Below are 19,308 nucleotides of genomic sequence, written 5' to 3' on the forward strand. Positions count from 1 at the left end.
TCGGGTGAGTCGTACGGGACAATGGGGTCATGCCCTCCGCACTCCCCGACGGCGAACCGGTGCCGTCCGACGGTTCCCTGCCCGCGCACGCCCTCACCGGGCTGGGCGACCGGCCGTTCGGCTTCTACCTGCACGTCCCGTACTGCGCCAGCCGCTGCGGCTACTGCGACTTCAACACCTACACCGCCACCGAGCTGCGCTCCTCCGGGGCCGTCGCCTCCCAGGAGACCTACGCGGACAACGTGGTCGCCGAGATCCGGCTGGCCCGTCGCGTCCTCGGGGACGTCGACCTCCCGGTGCAGACCGTCTTCCTCGGCGGCGGCACCCCGACCCTGCTGCCCGCCCGCGACCTGGTGAAGATGCTGGCCGCGCTGCGTGAGGAGTTCGGGCTCGCCCCGGGCGCCGAGGTCACCACCGAGGCCAACCCCGAGTCCGTCGACCCGGCGTACCTGGCCGAGCTGCGCGAGGGCGGCTACAACCGGATCTCCTTCGGCATGCAGAGCGCCCGCCCGCACGTCCTGCGGCTGCTCGACCGCCACCACACCCCCGGCCGCCCCGAGGCCTGCGTGGCCGAGGCCCGCGCGGCCGGCTTCGACCACGTCAACCTCGACCTGATCTACGGCACCCCCGGCGAGTCCGACGACGACTGGCGGGCCTCCCTGGACGCCGCGATCGGCGCCGGGCCCGACCACGTCTCCGCGTACTCCCTGATCGTCGAGGACGGCACCAAGCTGGCCGCCCGGGTCAAGCGCGGCGAACTGCCGATGATCGACGACGACGTGCACGCCGACCGCTACCTCATCGCCGAACAGGCGCTCAGCGCGGCAGGCTACTCCTGGTACGAGGTCTCCAACTGGGCCACCACCCCCGAGGGGCGCTGCCGCCACAACGAGCTCTACTGGACCGGCGCCGACTGGTGGGGGGCCGGCCCCGGCGCCCACAGCCACGTCGGCGGCGTCCGCTGGTGGAACGCCAAGCACCCCGCCGCCTACGCCCAGGCCCTCGCCGAGGGCCGCACCCCGGCCCTGGGCCGCGAGGTGCTGTCGGAGCAGGACCGCCGGGTCGAGCGCATCCTGTTGGAACTGCGCCTGGCCGACGGCATCCCCCTCGACCTCCTCGCCGAGGCGGGCCGCCGGGCCGCCGCCAAGGCCCTCGCCGACGGCCTCCTCGCCGAGACGGCCTACGAGCAGGGCCGCGCCGCCCTGACCCTCCAGGGACGGCTCCTGGCGGACGCCGTCGTGCGTGACCTGGTGGACTGACCGGGGACCTATCGTGTTCGCGTGACTACTTCAAGTACGCGGGTGCAGAGGGTCCTTGAGCGGCTCGAAATCCCGGAAGGTGTTCGTGTCGAGATCATCTTCGGGGAGATCCTGCTGTCTCCGAGCTCCGACCTGGCGACCAACCTCATCGTCGCGTCCCTGCTCGACCAGATCCCCTACGGGAAATGGCATGGCTTGACGAAGCAGAGCCTCTCCTTCCCGGGTGACGTCGGTGAGCCGCAACCGGACCTGGTTGTGTTCGAGCGCGGGCCCGTTGAGGAGTTGCCCGCAGCCGCGGTCACTCTGGTGGTCGAAGTGGTCACGAAGCCCAGCGCGCTCCGTGACCACCGAACCAAGCGGGAGCTCTATGCCCAGGGTGGGATTCCCGCGTATCTGATCGTTGACCCGCTCAAGGCCGTCTGTGTGCTGCTGACCGAGCCGACCCGGGCGAGTGTCTCCGGACTGCCGGACTACACGGTGATGCGGACCGTCAAGTTCGGCGAGCCCATTCCGGTGGATCTGCTGGACGTCACGCTCGACACCTCGGAGTTCCAGGCCTACTCCTGACCCGGCAGGGCGGTGAAGTCGATCAACTCCTCGACCTTGGCCAGGAGTTCCGGCTCCAGGTCCTTGTAGGAATTGACCTTCGACAGGATGTGCTTCCAAGCGGCCGGGGTGTCCACCGGCCAGCCGAGGCGGCGGCAGGTGCCCTCCTTCCAGTCCTCGCCGCGGGGGACGGCGGGCCAGGCGGGGATGCCGACGCTGGAGGGCTTCACGGCCTGCCAGATGTCGATGTAGGGGTGGCCGACGACCAGCACGTTCTCACCCGTGACCTGGGCGGCGATGCGGTGCTCCTTCGTCCCCGGGAGCAGGTGGTCGACCAGGACGCCGAGGCGGCGGCCGGGGCCGGGGGCGAAGTCGGCGACGATCGCCGGGAGGTCGTCGATGCCCTGCAGGTACTCGACGACGACGCCCTCGATGCGCAGGTCGTCGCCCCAGACCCGCTCGACCAGTTCGGCGTCGTGCCGGCCCTCGACGTAGATCCGGGACTCGCGGGCGACCCGGGCCCGGGCACCGGGCACGGCGAGGGAACCGGAGGCGGTGCGGGCCGGGGTGCGCGGCGCGGCCGGGGCGGCCGGGCGCACCAGGGTGACCACCCTGCCCTCCAGCAGGAAGCCGCGCGGCACCAGCGGGAAGACCCGGTGCTTGCCGAAGCGGTCCTCCAGGGTGACGGTGAACCCCTCCGCGGTCCGCTCGCAGCGCACCACCGCCCCGCAGTAGCCGGTGGCCGCCTCCTCGACCACCAGGTCCCGCTCGGCCGGCACCTCGGGTGCGGGCTGCTGCTTCTTCCACGGCGGGGTGAGGTCCGGTTCGTACTGGTGGCTGCGCATGGGGCGATTTTACGGACGGGGTGTCAGAGGCCCGGTGCGCCCCAGACCGGGAACCAGCGGCTGAGGTCCTTCTCCAGCCGCAGGTCGTTCCCCAGCATCGCGTTCACCTGGAGCTCCAGCGGGCTGTTGCGCCGCTCGCCGCCGCCGGGCATCGGGGCGAAGGGGTAGAAGGTGCCGCGCTTGTAGAGGTAGACCAGGGCCAGCGACTGGCCCTCGGCGTTGCGGAAGACGACCAGGGAGCAGAGCAGCTGCGGGCCGAAGCCGTTCGCCTCCAGTTCGCTGTTGACCGCGTGCAGGTCGTTGACCAGCTCCGGGAGTTCCTCGGGGGTGTGCCGGGTGAGCAGCCAGGAGTAGCCGTAGCCGTCCTTGGAGGCCTCCACCGGGACGCCGCCGCGTTCGGTGTCGGCGTCCAGCAGGGCCCGGACCTGCTGCTCCACCTGGACGAAGGCGGCGCCCTCGACGGCCGCGAAGCAGACCGAGCCGAGCCCGGTGGGGAGGAACCCGGCCCCGGCCTCCAGGGTGAGCGCGGCGGACGGCAGGCCGAACAGCTGGTCGAGGTCGGGCTTGACGGGCTTGGTGCGGCCGAACAGGGCGTCCAGGAATCCCACGGCGGTCCTCTCTGGCGGGTCGGGGCGGGTCGGTAGGGGGTCAGCGGCCGAGCTGCTCGGAGATCTTCGCCAGCTGGGCCAGCCGCTTCTCCAGCGTCGGGTGGGTGGAGAGCAGCTGGGAGGCGGTCTCCCTGGCGCTCAGCGCGGGGGCGAAGTAGAAGGCGTTGTAGGGCTGGGCCTTGCGCAGGTCCTCGGTGGGGATGGCGGCGATCTGCCCGGTGACCTTGGTGAGCGCCGAGGCGAGGGCACTGGGCCGGCCGGTGAGCTGGGCGGCGGCCCGGTCGGCGGCCAGTTCGCGGTAGCGGGACAGCAGCCGGGTGAGCAGGAAGCTGATCGCGTAGACCACGATCGACACCAGCGGGATGACCAGCGCCGCGATGGCCGCGTTCTGGTCGTTGCTGTTGCGGTTGCCGCCCATGAACCCGCCGTACATCGCGACCCGGGTCATCGCCCCGGCGAGCACGCCCAGGAAGCCGGCGATGGTCATCACCGCGACGTCCCGGTGGGCGACGTGCGACAGCTCGTGCGCCAGGACGCCCTCCAGCTCCTCGGGTTCCAGTCGGCGCAGCAGTCCGGTGGTGACGCACACCACGGCGTTCTGCGGGTTGCGGCCGGTGGCGAAGGCGTTCGGCATGTCGTTGTCGGCGACCGCCACGCGGGGCTTGGGCATGTCGGCCAGGGCGCAGAGCCGGTCGATGGTGCCGTGCAGCTGGGGGTACTGCTCCTCGGTCACCTGGTGGGCGCCCATGGCCCGCTCGGTGATCTTGTCGCTGAACCAGAACTGGGCCACGAACAGCCCGCCGGAGATCAGCACGATCAGCGGCCAGGCCCCGCGCAGCAGCGCGATCAGCAGGCCCGTGAAACCGACGTACAGCAGCCCGATCACGAACATCGTCCCGACCATGCGGCTGGTCAGGCCGCGGTCGGGCGCGAAACGGGTGTGCTGGCCCGAGCTCGACATCGCTTGCTCCTCCGTTCGCCGTCGCTTTCGATGCTGCCACCCGGACGGCCCCGGGGCACCACCCGTGCACGCGGAGTGTCGCGGTGGCCGTCCGGAACTGCGGGCAGGATCACCCCGGCCGGGCCGTTCCTGCGGTACGACCCGGGCCGTACACTGGCAGGTACGGTTTTGGCACTCGTGCGTGCAGAGTGCCAGGGTCGGGGCCCTCCCCGGAGCGGCTCGCAGCATCACAGACGGACAACGTGCGAAGACGGAGGTGCGTGCCCCATGGCCGGAGAGGTCCGCCAGCTGGACGACCGCAAGCTCGCCGTGCTGCGCGCGATCGTCCAGGACTACGTGGGCACCGAGGAGCCGGTCGGCTCCAAGGCCCTGGTGGAGCGGCACAACCTCGGGGTGTCCCCGGCCACCGTGCGCAACGACATGGCGGCGCTGGAGGAGGAGGGGTACATCCACCAGCCGCACACCAGCGCCGGGCGGATCCCCACCGACAAGGGCTACCGGCTGTTCGTCGACAAGCTCGCCGAGATCAAGCCGATGAGCTCCCCGGAGCGCCGGGCGATCCGGCACTTCCTGGACGGCGCCGTCGACCTGGACGACGTGGTCACCCGTACGGTGCGGCTGCTCGCCCAGTTGACCCGCCAGGTCGCCGTGGTGCAGTACCCCTCGCTGACCCGCTCCACCGTCCGGCACATCGAGCTGGTGGCGCTGGCCCCGGCCAAGGTGATGCTGGTGCTGATCACCAACACCGGCCGGGTCGAACAGCGGATGGTCGACTGCCCGGGCACGGTCGGCGAGACGGTCCTGGCGGACCTGCGCTCGCGGATCAACACCCGGGCGGCCGGCCAGCGGCTGCCGGACGTCCCGGGGCTCCTGGAGGAGCTCCCGGCGGCCTTCGAGGCGGCCGACCGGCCGACCGTCAGCACGGTCCTGGCGACGCTGTTCGAGGCGCTCGCCGAGCAGAACGAGGAACGGATCATGCTGGCCGGCACCGCCAACCTGACCCGCTTCGGGCACGACTTCCCGCTCACCATCCAGCCGGTGCTGGAGGCCCTGGAGGAGCAGGTCGTCCTGCTCCGCCTCCTGGGTGAGACCACGGACGCCGCGATGACGGTCCGGATCGGGCGGGAGAACGCCTACGAAGGGCTGAATTCCACCTCGGTCGTTTCGGTCGGCTACGGTTCGGGCGACGAGAGTGTGGCCAAACTGGGTGTGATCGGTCCGACCCGGATGGACTACCCGGGCACAATGGGGGCGGTGCGGGCGGTGGCACGGTACGTGGGCCAGATCCTGGCCGAGTCGTAGCACACCGCCGGCCGTTGGATTCGCAACGGCCGGCGTCCAGTCGCAGCACTACTACAGGCGGAACAAGCGGAGCATTTGGTGGCCACGGACTACTACGCGGTACTCGGCGTCCGACGGGATGCGGGGCAGGACGAGATCAAGAAGGCGTTCCGGCGCCTCGCACGCGAACTGCACCCGGACGTCAACCCGGACCCGAAGACGCAGGAGCGGTTCAAGGAGATCAACGCCGCCTACGAGGTGCTCTCCGACCCGCAGAAGCGCCAGGTCTACGACCTGGGCGGTGACCCGCTGTCGCCGGGCGGCGGCGGTGGCGCGGGCGGCTTCGGCGCCGGCGCGGCGGGCTTCGGCTTCTCCGACATCATGGACGCCTTCTTCGGCGCCGCGGCCGGCCAGCGCGGCCCGCGCTCGCGCACCCGCCGCGGCCAGGACGCCATGATCCGGCTGGAGATCACCCTGGAGGAGGCCGCCTTCGGCACCACCAAGGAACTCCAGGTCGACACCGCCGTCACCTGCACCACCTGCAACGGCGAGGGCGCGGCCCCCGGCACCTCGGCCCAGACCTGCGACATGTGCCGCGGCAAGGGCGAGGTGTCCCAGGTCACCCGCTCGTTCCTGGGCCAGGTCATGACCTCCCGCCCGTGCCCGCAGTGCCAGGGCTTCGGCACCGTGGTGCCGACCCCGTGCCCCGAGTGCGCCGGCGACGGCCGGGTGCGGGCCCGCCGCACCCTGACCGTGAAGATCCCGGCCGGTGTGGACAACGGCACCCGGATCCAGCTGGCCGGCGAGGGCGAGGTCGGCCCCGGCGGCGGCCCGTCCGGCGACCTGTACGTCGAGATCGCCGAGACCACCCACGCGGTCTTCCAGCGGCGCGGGGACGACCTGCACTGCACCGTCACCATCCCGATGACGGCGGCCGCGCTCGGCACCCAGGTGCCGCTGCAGACCCTGGACGGGCTGGAGGAGGTCGACATCCGGCCCGGCACCCAGTCCGGCCAGTCGATCCCGCTGCACGGCCGGGGCATCACCCACCTGCGCGGCGGCGGCCGGGGCGACCTGATAGTGCACGTCGAGGTGCAGACGCCCACCAAGCTCGACGCCGAGCAGGAGGAGCTGCTGCGCCGGCTCTCGCTGCTGCGCGGCGAGGAGCGGCCGTCCGGCCAGTTCGCGCCGGGCCAGCAGGGCCTGTTCTCGCGCCTGAAGGACGCCTTCAACGGCCGGTAGTCGTCCACGCAGGGGTGCCGGGGGGGGAGGACCCCCGGCACCCCTGCGGTGTTTCCCCTCCCCGGCCGCAGGCCACCCCAGGAAAGGTTCCCCGCCATGACCGCGCCCGTCTTCGTCGTCGAGACCGAGCGGATCGCCGCCGCCGCGCCCGGGGCCGTACTGCGGCTCGACGGGCCCGAGGGGCGGCACGCGGCGGCGGTGAAGCGGCTGGCGACCGGCGAGGCGGTCACCCTGGCGGACGGGCTGGGGCTGGGCGTGGACGGCACCGTCGCCGCGGTGCTCGGCAAGGACGCGATCGAGGTCACGGTGGCCGCCGTGCGGCGGGAGCCGGAGCCGGCGCCGCGGATCGTGGTCGTCCAGGCGCTGCCCAAGGGCGACCGCGGCGAGCTGGCCGTGGAGACCATGACCGAGGTCGGCGTGGACGTGGTGGTGCCCTGGGCCGCCTCGCGCTGCATCACCCAGTGGAAGGGCGAGCGCGGCGCCAAGGCGCTCGCCAAGTGGCGGGCCACCGCCCGGGAGGCGGGCAAGCAGTCCCGCCGGCTGCGCTTCCCCGAGGTGCGCGAGCCGATGACCACCCGGCAGCTGGCACCGCTGCTGGCCGGGGCCGCGCTCGCCGCCGTGCTGCACGAGGAGGGCGCCGAGCCGCTGGCGCAGGCCGCGCTGCCGGCCGACGGGGACATCGTGCTGGTGGTCGGCCCGGAGGGCGGGGTCTCCCCGGAGGAGCTGGCCGCCTTCGCCGAGGCCGGGGCCAAGCCGTACCGGCTGGGCCCCTCGGTGCTGCGCACCTCGACCGCCGGGGTGGCGGCGGGCGCGCTGCTGCTGGGGCGCACCGGCCGCTGGGCCTGACCCCGCCGGCAACTCCCGTGCGCCCGCCGGGAGTCTGCGGAAAACGGAGCGGCTCGTACCCGAAGCTGCCTACGCTGGCGGCGTGACGGACTCCCTGAGCACCTCTGCGGGCGCCTATCTGCGCCATCCCCATCTGCACGGTGACCTGGTCGCCTTCGTCGCCGAGGACGACCTGTGGCTCGCCCCGCTGGACGGCGGCCGGGCCTGGCGCCTGACGGCCGATCACCTGCCGGTGCAGCACCCCAGGTTCTCCCCGGACGGGCGGCACATCGCCTTCACCTCCACCCGGGACGGCGCCCCCGAGGTGCACGTGGTGCCGGTGGACGGCGGACCGTCGCGGCGGCTGACGTACTGGGGCAACGCCGAGACCCGGGTGCAGGGTTGGACCGCCGACGGGCGCCCGATCGCCACCACCGGCGCGGGCGAGTCCGGCGTGCGCCGCTGCTGGGCGCACGCCGTGCCGCTGGACGGCGGCGAGGCGGTGCGGCTGCCGTACGGGCCGGTCGGCGGGCTCGCCTTCGAGCCGGCCGGCGACCGGGTGCTGCTGGTGACCGTCAACAACCGCGAGCCGGCCTGGTGGAAGCGCTACCGGGGCGGCCGGGCCGGCAAGTTGTGGATCGGGCAGGACCGGTTCGTCCGGATCCACCAGGAGCTGGCCGGGCAGCTCGACTCCCCGCTCTGGGTGGCCGGGGACGGCGACGGCCGGATCGCCTTCCTGTCCGACCACGAGGGCGTCGGCGAGCTGTGGTCCAGCCGCCCGGACGGCTCCGACCTGCGCCGCCACAGCACCGACCCGGACGGCTTCTACGCCCGCAACGCCACCACCGACGGCACCCGGGTGGTCTTCCACCGGGCCGGCGACCTGTGGCTGCTGGACGACCTGGAGACCGCCACCCCGCGCCGGCTGGACGTCCGTCCGGCCGGCTCGCGGGCCCGCCGCCGCCCCCACCCGGTGCACGCCGCGCACTGGCTGGAGTCCGTCGCCCCGGACCGCACCGGCCGGGCCGGCGCCGTGGTGGTGCGCGGCAGCGTGCACTGGCTGACCCACCGCGAGGGCCCGGCCCGGGTGCTGGACGAGACCCCGGGCGTGCGCGCCCGGCTGGCCCGGGTGGTGCCGGGCGAGGACGGCGCCCAGGGCGTGCTCTGGGTGTCCGACGCCGAGGGCGAGGACGCCCTGGAGTACGCCCCCGCCGTGCACGACCCCGAGCGGCGCCGGCTGGCCGCCGGGCGACTGGGCCGGGTCAACTCGCTGGTGGTCTCCCCGGACGGCAGGCGGGCTGCGGTCGGCGTGCACGACGGCCGGGTGCTGGTGGTCGGCCTGGCCGACGGCGCCGTGCACGAGCTGGAGCGCAGCACCGACGGCGAGGTCAGCGGACTGGTGTTCAGCCCGGACTCGGCCTGGCTGGCCTGGTCGCGCCCGGTGCACCGGATGGGCCCCTACTCGCTGCGCCAGATCGTGCTGGCCGACCTGGCCACCCGCACCGTCGGGGAGGTCACCTCGCAGCGCTTCCTGGACACCTCGCCCGCCTTCACCGCGGACGGCCGCTACCTGGCCTTCCTGTCGGTGCGCAGCTTCGACCCGGTCTACGACGCCCACGCCTTCGGCCTGTCCTTCCCGAACGGCTGCCGCCCCTACCTGGTGACGCTCGCCGCCGAGACGCCGTCCCCGTTCGGCCCGCAGCGGTCCGGGCGGGCGCCCGGCGGGGAGGAGGACGAGCCCGGGGCCCGCACGGCGGACGGCGAGGAGGCCGCGGGCGGGGCGGTGCCGGCCGTCCGGGTGGACCTGGACGGCATCGCCGACCGGATCGTCCCCTTCCCGGTCGAGGGCGGCCGCTTCCACGCGCTGCGCGCCGCCAAGGACGGGGTGCTGTGGACCAGGGCGCCGCTGCTCGGCGAACTCGGCGACGAGGCGGCCTCGTTGGACGACGACCGGCCCCGCCCGGTGCTGGAGCGCTTCGACCTCAGGAAGCGCCGGGTCGAGCAACTGGTGCACGGCGTCGACGGGTTCTCGGTCAGCGGGGACGGCACCCGGCTGGCCGTGCTGGACGGAGGCGAGCTGCGGATCGTCCCGGCCGACCGCAAGGCCGGCGGCGAGGACGACGAGACCGCCGTCGACCTCACCCGGCTGCGGGTGACCGTCGACCCGGCCGCCGAGTGGCGGCAGATGTACGCCGAGAACGGCCGGCTGATGCGGGACAACTTCTGGCGCCCCGACCTCGGCGGCGTCGACTGGGCCGGGATCCTGGAGCGCTACCGGCCGCTGGTCGAGCGGGTCGGCTCGCACGACGAACTGGTCGACCTGCTCTGGGAGGTGAACGGCGAACTCGGCACCTCGCACGCCTACGTCGTCCCGTACGGCCGCTACACCGAACCCGCCCGGCGCCAGGGCCTGCTCGGCGCCGACCTGGTCCGGGACGGCGAGCAGTGGCGGATCGGCCGGATCCTGCCCGGCGAGTCCTCCGACCCCCGGGCCCGCTCGCCGCTGGCCGCGCCCGGCGCGGCGGTCCGCCCGGGCGACGCCGTGCTCGCCGTCAACGGCCGCCCGGTCGACCCGGTCACCGGCCCGGCCCCGCTGCTGGCGGGCACCGCCGGGCAGCCGGTCGAGCTGACCGTGGCCGGAAAGGACGGCACCGACCGGCGCCACCCCGTGGTCGTCCCGCTCGCCGACGAGGAGGCGCTGCGCTACCACGACTGGGTGGCCGGCCGGCGGGCGAAGACGCGGGAGCTGTCCGGCGGCCGGCTCGGCTACCTGCACATCCCCGACATGCAGACGGCCGGCTGGGCGCAGCTGCACCGAGACCTCTCCACCGAGATGGCCAAGGAGGGCCTGATCGTGGACGTCCGGGAGAACCGCGGCGGCCACACCTCGCAGCTGGTGATAGAGAAGCTGGCCCGGCGGATCGTCGGCTGGTACGCGATCCGGGACACCGAGGGCCGGGTGCCCTACCCGATGGACGCCCCGCGCGGGCCGGTGGTCGCGATCGCCAACGAACTGTCCGGCTCGGACGGCGACATCGTCAACGCCGCCATCCAGGCGCTCGGCATCGGCCCGGTGGTCGGCACCCGGACCTGGGGCGGGGTGATCGGCATCGACAGCCGGTACCAGCTGGTCGACGGCACCCTGGTCACCCAGCCCAAGTACGCGATGTGGATGGAGAACTACGGCTGGGGCCTGGAGAACCACGGCGTCGACCCGGACGTCGAGGTGCCGTTCGCCCCGCACCACTGGGCGGCCGGCGAGGACCCGCAGCTGGCCGAGGCGGTGCGGATCGCCCTCGACACCCTGGCCGCCACCCCGGCCCGCACGGCGCCGCCACTGCCCTGGGGGTAGCCGGCGCGGGGCCCTTCGGGGCGCGGGGGTCCGGCGCGGCCGGGCTCCCGTGCCGGGGCGTGGGTAGGATGCGGGGCTGTTCTTGATCACGATCGTGATCTGGTCGACGGCTCACGGGGGAGCACACCATGGCGCAGGGCTATCCGCCGCCGCAGTACCCGCAGAACCAGCAGTACCCGCAGCAGCAGTACCCGCAGAGCGGCCCGGGGCCGAACCCGTACGGCCAGGGTCCGTACGGGCAGCCCCCGCAGCCGTACCCGCAGCAGCCCCAGCCGTACGGGCAGCCCCAGCCGTACCCGCAGGCCCAACCGCCGTACGGGCAGGCCCCGTACCCGCAGGCGCAGCAGCAGCCCTACCCGCAGCAGCAGAACCACCAGCAGCCGCAGCCCGCGCTGCCGCCGTGCCCCCCGGAGGCGGGCGGCTTCCGGCGCTTCCTGGCGATCGTGCTGGACTTCGCCCTCGCACTGAGCCTCGGTTTCTCCGCCGCCGTCGCCTCCGACGAGGCCGCGGGCCGCACCAAGCCGGTCGCGGCCGCGGCCGGCCACGCCGCCCAGCACGCGAGCGGCACGGTGGTGCAGTTCTGGGCGGCCTTCCTGGGCGTCGGCCTGCTCGCCTCGTTCCTCAACCAGGTGGTGCTCGCCCGGCTGACCGGTTTCAGCGTGGGCAAGGGGATCCTGGCGATGCGGGTGGTGCGCCGCAAGCGGGTGATGCGCCCCAACACCTGGCGGCTGACCAGGCGCTGGCTGCTCGGCTTCGTCTTCCTGGCGGTGGCCTTCCTGTCCGAGGACTTCGACCTCGAGGAGGGGGACGTGGTCGGCATGCGCTCGGTGCGCTGGAAGCACCTGAGGGAGTACCGGCAGGCGGTCGGGCGGCTCGGCTAGGCTGCGCCCGTACGGCCCGTGCAACGTGATCGACGACCGAACCGAGGAGATTCCGATGGCCGGCGAGCCGCAGTCCGACTGTGTGTTCTGCAAGATCGTGTCGGGCGAGATCCCGGCGACCGTGCTGCGCAAGACCGAGCGCGTCCTCGCCTTCCGCGACATCGCCCCCAAGGCCCCCGTGCACGTCCTGGTGATCCCGCACGTCCACTACCCGAACGCCGCGGCGCTGGGCGCCGCCGAGCCCGACATCGCCGGCGAACTGCTGGCCGAGGCGGGCGCGGTGGCGCGGGACGAGGGCATTGAGGACTACCGGCTGATCTTCAACACCGGTGCGGGCGCCGGGCAGACCGTGTTCCACGCCCACGTGCACGTGCTCGGCGGGATGCCGATGAACGAGAGCATGGTCTGATCCCAGGTGTCCCAGCGCGAACTCGTCGTCCTCGGCACCGCCAGCCAGGTGCCCACCCGGCACCGCAACCACAACGGCTACCTGCTCCGCTGGGACGGCGAGGGCCTGCTGTTCGACCCGGGCGAGGGCACCCAGCGCCAGATGCTGCACGCCGGGGTCTCGGCCACCCAGATCACCCGGATCGCGGTGACCCACTTCCACGGCGACCACTGCCTGGGCCTCGCCGGGGTGATCCAGCGGATCAACCTTGACCGGGTCCCGCACCCGGTGGACGTCTACTTCCCGGCCTCCGGGGAGGTCTACTTCGAGCGGCTGCGGCACGCCACCGCGTACCACGAGACCGCCGTGCTGCGGCCGCGGCCGATCGACGAACCCGGCCCGTTGCCCGCGCCCGGCGCCCGCTTCGCGCTGGACGCCGTCCGGCTGGACCACCCGGTGGAGTCCTTCGGCTACCGGCTGTCCGAGCCGGACGGCCGCCGGCTGGTGCCCGAGCGGCTCGCCGCGGCCGGCGTGCGCGGCCCGGCCGTGGGCCGGCTCCAGCACGAGGGCGCGGTCGAGGTGGACGGCCGCACCGTCACCCTGGACGAGGTCAGCGAGCACCGGCGGGGCCAGCGCTTCGCCTTCGTGATGGACACCCGGCTCTGCGAGGGGGTGCACCGACTGGCCGAGGGGGCCGACCTGTTGGTGGTCGAGGCGACCTTCACCGACGCCGACGCCCGCCTCGCCGAGGACCACGGCCACCTCACCGCCGGCCAGGCCGCCAAGGTCGCCGCCGAGGCCGGGGTACGGACCCTGGTGCTGACCCACTTCTCCCAGCGCTACCCGGACCTGGGCCAGCACCTGGCCGACGCCCGCAAGCACTTCGACGGGGAGCTGGTGCTCGCCGAGGACCTCGCCCGGGTGCCCGTCCCCGCCCGCCGTCACCCGTGAACGGCGCGGCGCCGGCGGTGGACGCCGCGCGGGCTCCCCGCGAAAAGGGCTCGCGCCGCCCCGCGATCTGCCGCAGCATCGTCGGGTGCGGCCCCGCCGCCCGCCGCGGCGATCACGCTCGCGGCGTACCCTGGTGCCCCGGAGAGACCGAGCGGCACACGAGACCACGGATGGGATGAGGCAGGCCCAGCGCCGACCCATGAGTGACACATCGCAGACCCGTACCGACGGACAGTCGCGCCCCGAACCGACCGACGACGGCCGGGTGAGCGCCCGGATCGTCATCCCCGAGAAGCATCCGATGGTCACCCTGCTCGGCACGGCGGACTCGCTGCTGCGCGTGATCGAGCAGGGGTTCCCCGCCGCCGACATCCACGTCCGCGGCAACGAGGTGACCGCCACCGGGGAGCGCGCCGAGGTCGCCCTCGTGCAGAAGCTGTTCAACGAGATGATGCTGGTGCTGCGCACCGGCCAGCCCCTGACGGAGGACTCCGTGGAGCGCTCCATCGCCATGCTCCGCGAGGAGGACCCGGACAGCCCGGCGCCGTCCCAGGTGTTCACGGCGAACATCCTGTCCAACCGCGGTCGCACGATCCGCCCCAAGACGCTCAACCAGCAGCGCTACGTCGACGCGATCGACAAGCACACGATCGTCTTCGGCCTCGGCCCGGCCGGCACCGGCAAGACCTACCTGGCGATGGCCAAGGCCGTCCAGGCCCTCCAGGCCAAGGAGGTCAACCGGATCATCCTGACCCGCCCGGCGGTCGAGGCGGGCGAGCGGCTGGGCTTCCTGCCCGGCACCCTCTACGAGAAGATCGACCCCTACCTGCGCCCGCTGTACGACGCGCTGCACGACATGATGGACCCGGACTCCATCCCGCGCCTGATGGCGGCCGGCACCATCGAGGTCGCCCCGCTCGCATACATGCGCGGACGTACCCTGAATGACGCCTTCATCATCCTGGACGAGGCCCAGAACACCTCGCCCGAGCAGATGAAGATGTTCCTCACCCGCCTCGGGTTCAACTCCCGGGTGGTGGTCACCGGCGACACCAGCCAGATCGACCTCCCGGGCGGCACCCGCAGCGGGCTCAAGGTCGTCCAGGAGATCCTGGCCGACGTCCCGGACATCCACTTCTCCGTCCTCACCAGCACCGACGTGGTCCGCCACAAGCTGGTCGGCCGGATCGTGGACGCCTACGAGCGCTGGGACGCGCTGCAGGAGGCCGAGGAGAACTCCCCGGCCGCCCGCAAGCCCGCCCAGCGGCGCCCCGGCAAGACCGCCGCGGCGCGCGCACCCCGACAGTCCCATCGCACCGAAAGCTGAGCACACAGCCCGTCATGTCGATCGACATCGCCAACGAGTCCGGTTGGGACGCCGACGAGGAAGCCATCCTCGACGTCGCCCGCTTCGCCCTGGACAAGATGCGGATCCACCCGCAGTCCGAACTGTCCGTGATCCTGGTGGACGGTGCGGCGATGGAGGAGCTGCACATCCAGTGGATGGACCTGCCCGGACCGACCGACGTGATGTCGTTCCCGATGGACGAGCTGCGTCCCGGCAAGGAGGGCGAGGAGCTGCCGCAGGGCCTGCTCGGCGACATCGTGCTCTGCCCCGAGGTCGCCGAGCAGCAGGGCAAGGCGGCCCCCTCCAAGCACTCGATGGACGAGGAGCTCCAACTGCTCACCGTCCACGGCGTGCTGCACGTCCTCGGCTACGACCACGAGGAGCCGGAGGAGGAGGAAGAGATGTTCGCCCTCCAGAAGCGGATCCTGGACGACTGGCGGGCGGGCCGGGGCCTCGGCGGCATCTCCCCGGCTCCCACCACCCACTGAGCGCGGGGCCCGAACTCCCGTGAGTGGTGAGAGTACGAGCTTCATCCTCGGTGCCGTGGCCCTGGTCGTGCTGGGCTGGCTGGCCGCGTGCGCCGAGGCGGGCGTCTCCCGGGTCTCCCGGTTCCGGGCCGAGGAGGCCGTGCGCAACGGCCGGCGCGGCTCCGCGCGGCTGCTGGCCGTCGCCTCCGACCCGTTCCGCTACCTCAACCTGGCCACCCTGATCCGGGTGGCCAGCGAGATGGCGGCCGCGGTGCTGGTCACCGCGGTGTGCGTGCGCAACATCCACCCGACCTGGCAGGCCGTGCTGCTGGCCTTCGGCGTGATGGTGCTGGTGTCCTTCGTCGCGGTGGGCGTCTCGCCGCGCACGATCGGGCGCCAGCACCCGATCTCCACCGCGACCGCGGCCTCCTTCGTGCTGCTGCCGCTGGCCGCGGTGCTCGGTCCCATCCCGCGGCTGCTGATCCTGCTGGGCAACGCGCTGACCCCGGGCAAGGGGTACCGGGAGGGGCCGTTCGCCTCCGAGGCCGAGCTGCGGGCGCTGGTCGACCTCGCCGAGAAGGACGACCTGATCGAGGACGAGGAGCGCCGGATGGTGCACTCGGTCTTCGAACTGGGCGACACCATCGTGCGCGAGGTGATGGTGCCGCGCACCGACCTGGTGATGATCGAGCGGCACAAGACCGTCCGGCAGGCGCTCACCCTGGCGCTGCGCTCGGGCTTCTCGCGGATCCCGGTGGTCGGCGACAACGAGGACGACGTGGTCGGCATCGTCTACCTCAAGGACCTGGTGCGCCGCACCCACATCAACCGGGAGGCGGAGGCCGAGGAGGTCGGCGCGGTGATGCGCCCGGCCGTGTTCGTCCCGGACTCCAAGCCGGCCGGCGACCTGCTGCGGGAGATGCAGCAGCGCCGCTCGCACGTCGCGATCGTGATCGACGAGTACGGCGGCACGGCGGGCCTGGTCACCATCGAGGACGTCCTGGAGGAGATCGTCGGCGAGATCACCGACGAGTACGACCGGGAGATCGCGCCGGTCGAGGACCTCGGCGACGGCTCGTACCGGATCACCGCCCGGCTGCTGGTGGAGGACCTGGGCGAGCTGTTCGGGATCGAGCTGGAGGACGAGGACGTCGAGACCGTCGGCGGCCTGCTGGCCAAGCACCTGGGCCGGGTGCCGATCCCCGGCTCGGCCTGCGAGATCCCGCTGCCCGAGCCGGCCGCGGACGGCCTGACCGGCATCCTGCTGACCGCCGAGTCCTCGGCCGGGCGCCGCAACCGGATCGGTTCGATGGTCGCCTCGCCGGTGCGCGGGTCGGAGACGGTGCGGGCCGCGGGCGAGTAGCGGGTGGGCGGTCGCCGCGCGACCATGGAGGGCATGACGCACAAACTTCGCGCGGAGTACGGCCCGCAGGGGGCGGCCGGCGGAGTCAAGTCCTGGCACGTGGTGCGGGACGAGGACCCGTCGACCGCGCTCTGCGGCCGGACCATGCCCGCCGACGCCGAGACCCGGCCCGAGCAGGAGTGGGGCACCGGGCTGCGCTGCTGCCAGCAGTGCGGCTCGCTCTACATGCACGAGACGCCGCACATGCAGGGGAGCCATCCCTACAGCTAGCCGTGCCCTCCGGCCGTGTTTTCCGGTCGGGGCCGAGCTCTGGAGGTCGCCATGAAGCTGCAAGACGAACTGCCGACCGTCGATCGACGGCTCGCCCTGGTGTGGCGGGTCGGGGCGGGGCTCGGGGGGATCTTCCTGATCGTGTTCGGGATCCTGGGGCTGACCGACCATCCCGGCTTCCTGGCCACCCACGGTGACCGGATCGCCGGGCTGTCGACGAACGGGGCGCTGAGCATCCTGTCCATCGTGGCGGGGGCGGTCCTGCTGGCCGGAGCGGTGATCGGCGGGAACTTCGCGTCCAACCTCAACATGGTGGTCGGCGTGCTGTTCGTCCTGTCCGGCTTCTACGGGCTGACGGTGCTCGGCCGGCCGGACGCGAACATCCTCAACTTCCGGATGTCGAACGTGCTGTTCGCGTTCGTCTTCGGGGTCGTCGTGACCACCTTCGGGATGTACGGCCGGGTGAGCAGCCACCTGCCGCACGACAACCCGTTCTGGCGCGAGCGGGCCTCGCACGAGGAGCCGCTGCCGTCCGGCGCCGCGAAGACCCTCGTCAAGGTGCTCAACCCCAACCCCGGCCGCACCCACCCGGTCGGCCACTGAGGTGTGACGGTGACTCGCCCGCCCGGGCGGGGGAGCGGCCGCCTATGCTCGGCGGCATGAGTGACATCGTCGAACTCGACCCCGAGGACAAGAAGATCATCACCCTGGCCCGCTCGGCCCGCGCCCGCAACGGCGTGGCCGAGGGGGCCGCGGTGCGTGACGAGACCGGCCGCACCTACGTGGCCGGCACGGTCGCGCTGGAGTCGCTGCGGCTGAGCGCGCTGCAGACGGCGGTGGCGATGGCGGTGGCCAGCGGTGCGAAGTCGCTGGAGGCCGCCGCCGTGGTGAGCGAGGCCGAGCAGCCCGCCGAGGCCGACCTGGCGGCCGTGCGGGACCTGGGCGGGGCCGGTACGCCGGTGCTGCTGGCCGGGCCGGACGGGACACTGCGGGTGGCGGCCGAGGCCCGCTGAGCGGCCTCCGGCGGCCCGTCGGGGCAGGTGCGACGGGCCGCGCCCCTGTATTCAGCAGATAATCTCACCGGAGGGGTGGACTCGGTGAGGGGCTGGGGCATGGGGGCGTTGGCGTTCGTCGCCGGGCTGGTGCTGTTCGTGATGGGCATGGGCAAGTGGCAGGAGACCGGCACGGTCTACTGGCTCTGGGGCTCACTCGCCTTCCTGCTGCTGCTGGTGGTGTTCTCGCTGGTCGGACGGGGCGGCGGCAAGGGCTGACCGTCCCCGACGGACCGGCCCCGGACGGCGGGGCTCCGTTGATCAGGGAGAATGGGGCCCATGAATGCCCCTTCCTCCTCGTACCGCTCCGGGTTCGCGTGCTTCGTCGGCCGTCCCAACGCGGGCAAGTCGACCCTGACCAACGCCCTGGTGGGGACGAAGGTCGCGATCACCTCCGACCGCCCGCAGACCACCCGGCACACCGTGCGCGGCATCGTGCACCGCCCGGACGCCCAGCTCGTGCTGGTCGACACCCCCGGCCTGCACAAGCCCCGCACCCTCCTCGGCGAGCGCCTCAACGACCTGGTCCGCACCACCTGGGCCGAGGTCGACGTGATCGGTTTCTGCCTGCCCGCCGACCAGAAGATCGGCCCCGGCGACAAGTTCATCGCCAAGGAGATCGCCGGGATCAAGAAGACCCCCAAGGTCGCCATCGTCACCAAGACCGACCTGGTCGACTCCAAGCGCCTGGCCGAGCAGCTGATCGCCATCCACCAGCTCGGCATCGAGCTGGGCTTCGAGTGGGCCGAGATCATCCCGGTCTCCGCGGTCGGCGACAAGCAGGTCGAACTGGTCGCCGACCTCCTCACCAAGCTGCTGCCCGAGGGCGACCAGCTCTACCCGGAGGGCGACCTCACCGACGAGCCCGAGCAGATCATGGTCGCCGAGCTGATCCGCGAGGCCGCCCTGGAGGGCGTGCGGGACGAACTGCCGCACTCGCTGGCCGTCGTGGTCGAGGAGATGCTGCCGCGCGAGGGCCGCCCGGCGGACCGCCCGCTGCTCGACATCCACGCCAACGTCTACATCGAGCGGCAGAGCCAGAAGGCGATCGTGATCGGCGCCAAGGGCGCGCGGCTCAAGCACGTCGGCACCACCGCCCGCAAGCACATCGAGGCGCTGCTCGGCACGCCGGTCTACCTGGACCTGCACGTCAAGGTGGCCAAGGACTGGCAGCGCGACCCCAAGCAGCTGCGCAAGCTGGGCTTCTGACCGGGGGAGTACGGCGAAGGGCGGCGAGCCGCCCCGGGCCCGTCCGGACGCCGTGCGCGCGCGTCGGGCGGGCCCGTGTCGCACCGGACCCGTGCCGCACCGGGCCTGCGTGAGGGGACTACGCCCCCTCGCGGAGCACCAGCGAGACCAGCTCCCGCTGCGAGTCGGTGAGTTTGGGGTCGGCGCAGTACACCGTCCGCCCGTCGACGGTGATCTCGTAGTGGAAGCCGTCCGGCACCCCGTACGAGGGCGCGCGCAGCCCGCCCGCGACGGCCTCGCGGGCGAGCGCGTGGACGTGCGGGGCGTCCGTGCGGTCGACGGTGTCGAGCTCCGCGTGACGGAGGATTCCGGCGAGCCCGCCGGTCCGGGTGACCTGGATGCGCATGGTGTCCATGGTGCTACGCAGGGAAGGCTTTTGCGGCTCTTTTCCCCGACCGTGACCTCGAAACCGGTCCCGGAC

At 72.9% G+C, this 19,308-nt stretch carries 21 protein-coding genes; 17 read left to right on the forward strand and 4 right to left on the reverse strand.

Translation table 11 applies throughout. From position 1 onward, the window contains the following. The first annotated feature begins 29 nt into the window (after nt 1-29). The gene (gene hemW, locus ACZ4W5_RS03055; RefSeq protein WP_465652408.1) at nt 30-1,259 is read left to right on the forward strand and encodes a radical SAM family heme chaperone HemW; all 1,230 of its coding nucleotides are present in this window, start codon (nt 30-32) and stop codon (nt 1,257-1,259) included. 42 nt (nt 1,260-1,301) lie between these two features. Beyond that, nucleotides 1,302-1,826 (forward strand): Uma2 family endonuclease, encoded by a 525-nt coding sequence (locus ACZ4W5_RS03060; RefSeq protein WP_465652410.1) that lies wholly within the window; start codon nt 1,302-1,304, stop codon nt 1,824-1,826. On the opposite strand, the gene ACZ4W5_RS03065 is transcribed toward ACZ4W5_RS03060, so the two are convergent. From ACZ4W5_RS03065 to htpX, 3 genes are read right to left on the reverse strand one after another with little or no spacing between them, the layout of a single operon-like run. Continuing rightward, nucleotides 1,817-2,650, reverse strand: coding sequence for a DUF3097 domain-containing protein (locus tag ACZ4W5_RS03065; RefSeq protein WP_465652412.1), 834 nt, complete (start codon nt 2,648-2,650; stop codon nt 1,817-1,819). The two genes, ACZ4W5_RS03060 and ACZ4W5_RS03065, sit on opposite strands and share 10 nt — an antisense overlap. A gap of 23 nt (nt 2,651-2,673) precedes the next feature. After that, entirely contained in the window at nt 2,674-3,258 is a 585-nt protein-coding gene (gene pspAB, locus ACZ4W5_RS03070; protein ID WP_360228784.1) for a PspA-associated protein PspAB, read from the reverse strand. 40 nt (nt 3,259-3,298) lie between these two features. Continuing rightward, the gene (gene htpX / locus ACZ4W5_RS03075; protein ID WP_360228781.1) at nt 3,299-4,219 is read right to left on the reverse strand and encodes a zinc metalloprotease HtpX; all 921 of its coding nucleotides are present in this window, start codon (nt 4,217-4,219) and stop codon (nt 3,299-3,301) included. 267 nt (nt 4,220-4,486) lie between these two features. Between htpX and hrcA the strand changes: the two genes are divergently transcribed. From hrcA to era, 15 genes are all read left to right on the forward strand, one after another. After that, the gene (gene hrcA / locus ACZ4W5_RS03080; RefSeq protein ID WP_360228778.1) at nt 4,487-5,521 is read left to right on the forward strand and encodes a heat-inducible transcriptional repressor HrcA; all 1,035 of its coding nucleotides are present in this window, start codon (nt 4,487-4,489) and stop codon (nt 5,519-5,521) included. A gap of 78 nt (nt 5,522-5,599) precedes the next feature. After that, nucleotides 5,600-6,742: a molecular chaperone DnaJ gene (dnaJ, locus tag ACZ4W5_RS03085; RefSeq protein ID WP_360228775.1), complete on the forward strand. Its 1,143-nt coding sequence runs from the start codon at nt 5,600-5,602 to the stop codon at nt 6,740-6,742. A gap of 96 nt (nt 6,743-6,838) precedes the next feature. Continuing rightward, entirely contained in the window at nt 6,839-7,588 is a 750-nt protein-coding gene (locus tag ACZ4W5_RS03090) for a 16S rRNA (uracil(1498)-N(3))-methyltransferase (RefSeq protein ID WP_360228772.1), read from the forward strand. A gap of 82 nt (nt 7,589-7,670) precedes the next feature. Further along, the gene (locus tag ACZ4W5_RS03095; RefSeq protein WP_465652416.1) at nt 7,671-10,919 is read left to right on the forward strand and encodes a S41 family peptidase; all 3,249 of its coding nucleotides are present in this window, start codon (nt 7,671-7,673) and stop codon (nt 10,917-10,919) included. Nucleotides 10,920-11,047: 128 nt separating this feature from the next. After that, nucleotides 11,048-11,800, forward strand: a complete 753-nt coding sequence (locus ACZ4W5_RS03100) for an RDD family protein (RefSeq protein ID WP_465652418.1) — start codon at nt 11,048-11,050, stop codon at nt 11,798-11,800. A 55-nt stretch (nt 11,801-11,855) separates the two neighbouring features. After that, nucleotides 11,856-12,209, forward strand: a complete 354-nt coding sequence (locus ACZ4W5_RS03105; RefSeq protein WP_465652420.1) for a histidine triad nucleotide-binding protein — start codon at nt 11,856-11,858, stop codon at nt 12,207-12,209. A 6-nt stretch (nt 12,210-12,215) separates the two neighbouring features. Then, the gene (locus ACZ4W5_RS03110; protein ID WP_465652422.1) at nt 12,216-13,139 is read left to right on the forward strand and encodes a ribonuclease Z; all 924 of its coding nucleotides are present in this window, start codon (nt 12,216-12,218) and stop codon (nt 13,137-13,139) included. A 199-nt stretch (nt 13,140-13,338) separates the two neighbouring features. Beyond that, entirely contained in the window at nt 13,339-14,466 is a 1,128-nt protein-coding gene (locus ACZ4W5_RS03115) for a PhoH family protein (protein ID WP_465652424.1), read from the forward strand. Between the two features lie 14 nt (nt 14,467-14,480). Beyond that, complete coding sequence (gene ybeY / locus ACZ4W5_RS03120; protein ID WP_030061268.1) at nt 14,481-14,975, forward strand: rRNA maturation RNase YbeY; 495 nt, start codon at nt 14,481-14,483, stop codon at nt 14,973-14,975. 19 nt (nt 14,976-14,994) lie between these two features. Further along, the gene (locus ACZ4W5_RS03125) at nt 14,995-16,317 is read left to right on the forward strand and encodes a hemolysin family protein (protein ID WP_402483550.1); all 1,323 of its coding nucleotides are present in this window, start codon (nt 14,995-14,997) and stop codon (nt 16,315-16,317) included. A 33-nt stretch (nt 16,318-16,350) separates the two neighbouring features. Beyond that, nucleotides 16,351-16,587, forward strand: coding sequence for a hypothetical protein (locus ACZ4W5_RS03130; RefSeq protein WP_360228754.1), 237 nt, complete (start codon nt 16,351-16,353; stop codon nt 16,585-16,587). Nucleotides 16,588-16,638: 51 nt separating this feature from the next. After that, nucleotides 16,639-17,190: a DUF4383 domain-containing protein gene (locus tag ACZ4W5_RS03135; RefSeq protein WP_465652427.1), complete on the forward strand. Its 552-nt coding sequence runs from the start codon at nt 16,639-16,641 to the stop codon at nt 17,188-17,190. A 56-nt stretch (nt 17,191-17,246) separates the two neighbouring features. Further along, complete coding sequence (locus ACZ4W5_RS03140) at nt 17,247-17,600, forward strand: cytidine deaminase (protein ID WP_360228748.1); 354 nt, start codon at nt 17,247-17,249, stop codon at nt 17,598-17,600. A gap of 75 nt (nt 17,601-17,675) precedes the next feature. Then, nucleotides 17,676-17,858 carry a hypothetical protein gene (locus ACZ4W5_RS03145; RefSeq protein WP_360228745.1) on the forward strand — a complete coding sequence of 61 codons (183 nt, stop codon included), beginning with the start codon at nt 17,676-17,678 and terminating at the stop codon, nt 17,856-17,858. 60 nt (nt 17,859-17,918) lie between these two features. Next, nucleotides 17,919-18,848: a GTPase Era gene (gene era / locus ACZ4W5_RS03150; protein WP_030061259.1), complete on the forward strand. Its 930-nt coding sequence runs from the start codon at nt 17,919-17,921 to the stop codon at nt 18,846-18,848. 118 nt (nt 18,849-18,966) lie between these two features. Here the strand turns inward: era and ACZ4W5_RS03155 are convergent, their stop codons facing one another. Continuing rightward, nucleotides 18,967-19,233: a protealysin inhibitor emfourin gene (locus tag ACZ4W5_RS03155; RefSeq protein WP_360228741.1), complete on the reverse strand. Its 267-nt coding sequence runs from the start codon at nt 19,231-19,233 to the stop codon at nt 18,967-18,969. Nucleotides 19,234-19,308: the final 75 nt, after the last annotated feature.

This window comes from Kitasatospora sp. NPDC029367, from assembly GCF_055569135.1.

Bases quoted from the DNA above. Each gene is read 5' to 3' on its own strand.
- ybeY (WP_030061268.1), top strand. From the start codon at position 14,481: ATGTCGATCGACATCGCCAACGAGTCCGGTTGGGACGCCGACGAGGAA.
- ACZ4W5_RS03140 (WP_360228748.1), top strand. From the start codon at position 17,247: ATGAGTGACATCGTCGAACTCGACCCCGAGGACAAGAAGATCATCACC.
- ACZ4W5_RS03065 (WP_465652412.1), bottom strand. From the start codon at position 2,650: ATGCGCAGCCACCAGTACGAACCGGACCTCACCCCGCCGTGGAAGAAG.
- htpX (WP_360228781.1), bottom strand. From the start codon at position 4,219: ATGTCGAGCTCGGGCCAGCACACCCGTTTCGCGCCCGACCGCGGCCTG.
- ACZ4W5_RS03115 (WP_465652424.1), top strand. From the start codon at position 13,339: ATGAGTGACACATCGCAGACCCGTACCGACGGACAGTCGCGCCCCGAA.
- ACZ4W5_RS03090 (WP_360228772.1), top strand. From the start codon at position 6,839: ATGACCGCGCCCGTCTTCGTCGTCGAGACCGAGCGGATCGCCGCCGCC.
- ACZ4W5_RS03105 (WP_465652420.1), top strand. From the start codon at position 11,856: ATGGCCGGCGAGCCGCAGTCCGACTGTGTGTTCTGCAAGATCGTGTCG.
- ACZ4W5_RS03100 (WP_465652418.1), top strand. From the start codon at position 11,048: ATGGCGCAGGGCTATCCGCCGCCGCAGTACCCGCAGAACCAGCAGTAC.
- ACZ4W5_RS03155 (WP_360228741.1), bottom strand. From the start codon at position 19,233: ATGCGCATCCAGGTCACCCGGACCGGCGGGCTCGCCGGAATCCTCCGT.
- era (WP_030061259.1), top strand. From the start codon at position 17,919: ATGAATGCCCCTTCCTCCTCGTACCGCTCCGGGTTCGCGTGCTTCGTC.
- hemW (WP_465652408.1), top strand. From the start codon at position 30: ATGCCCTCCGCACTCCCCGACGGCGAACCGGTGCCGTCCGACGGTTCC.
- ACZ4W5_RS03135 (WP_465652427.1), top strand. From the start codon at position 16,639: ATGAAGCTGCAAGACGAACTGCCGACCGTCGATCGACGGCTCGCCCTG.
- hrcA (WP_360228778.1), top strand. From the start codon at position 4,487: ATGGCCGGAGAGGTCCGCCAGCTGGACGACCGCAAGCTCGCCGTGCTG.
- ACZ4W5_RS03130 (WP_360228754.1), top strand. From the start codon at position 16,351: ATGACGCACAAACTTCGCGCGGAGTACGGCCCGCAGGGGGCGGCCGGC.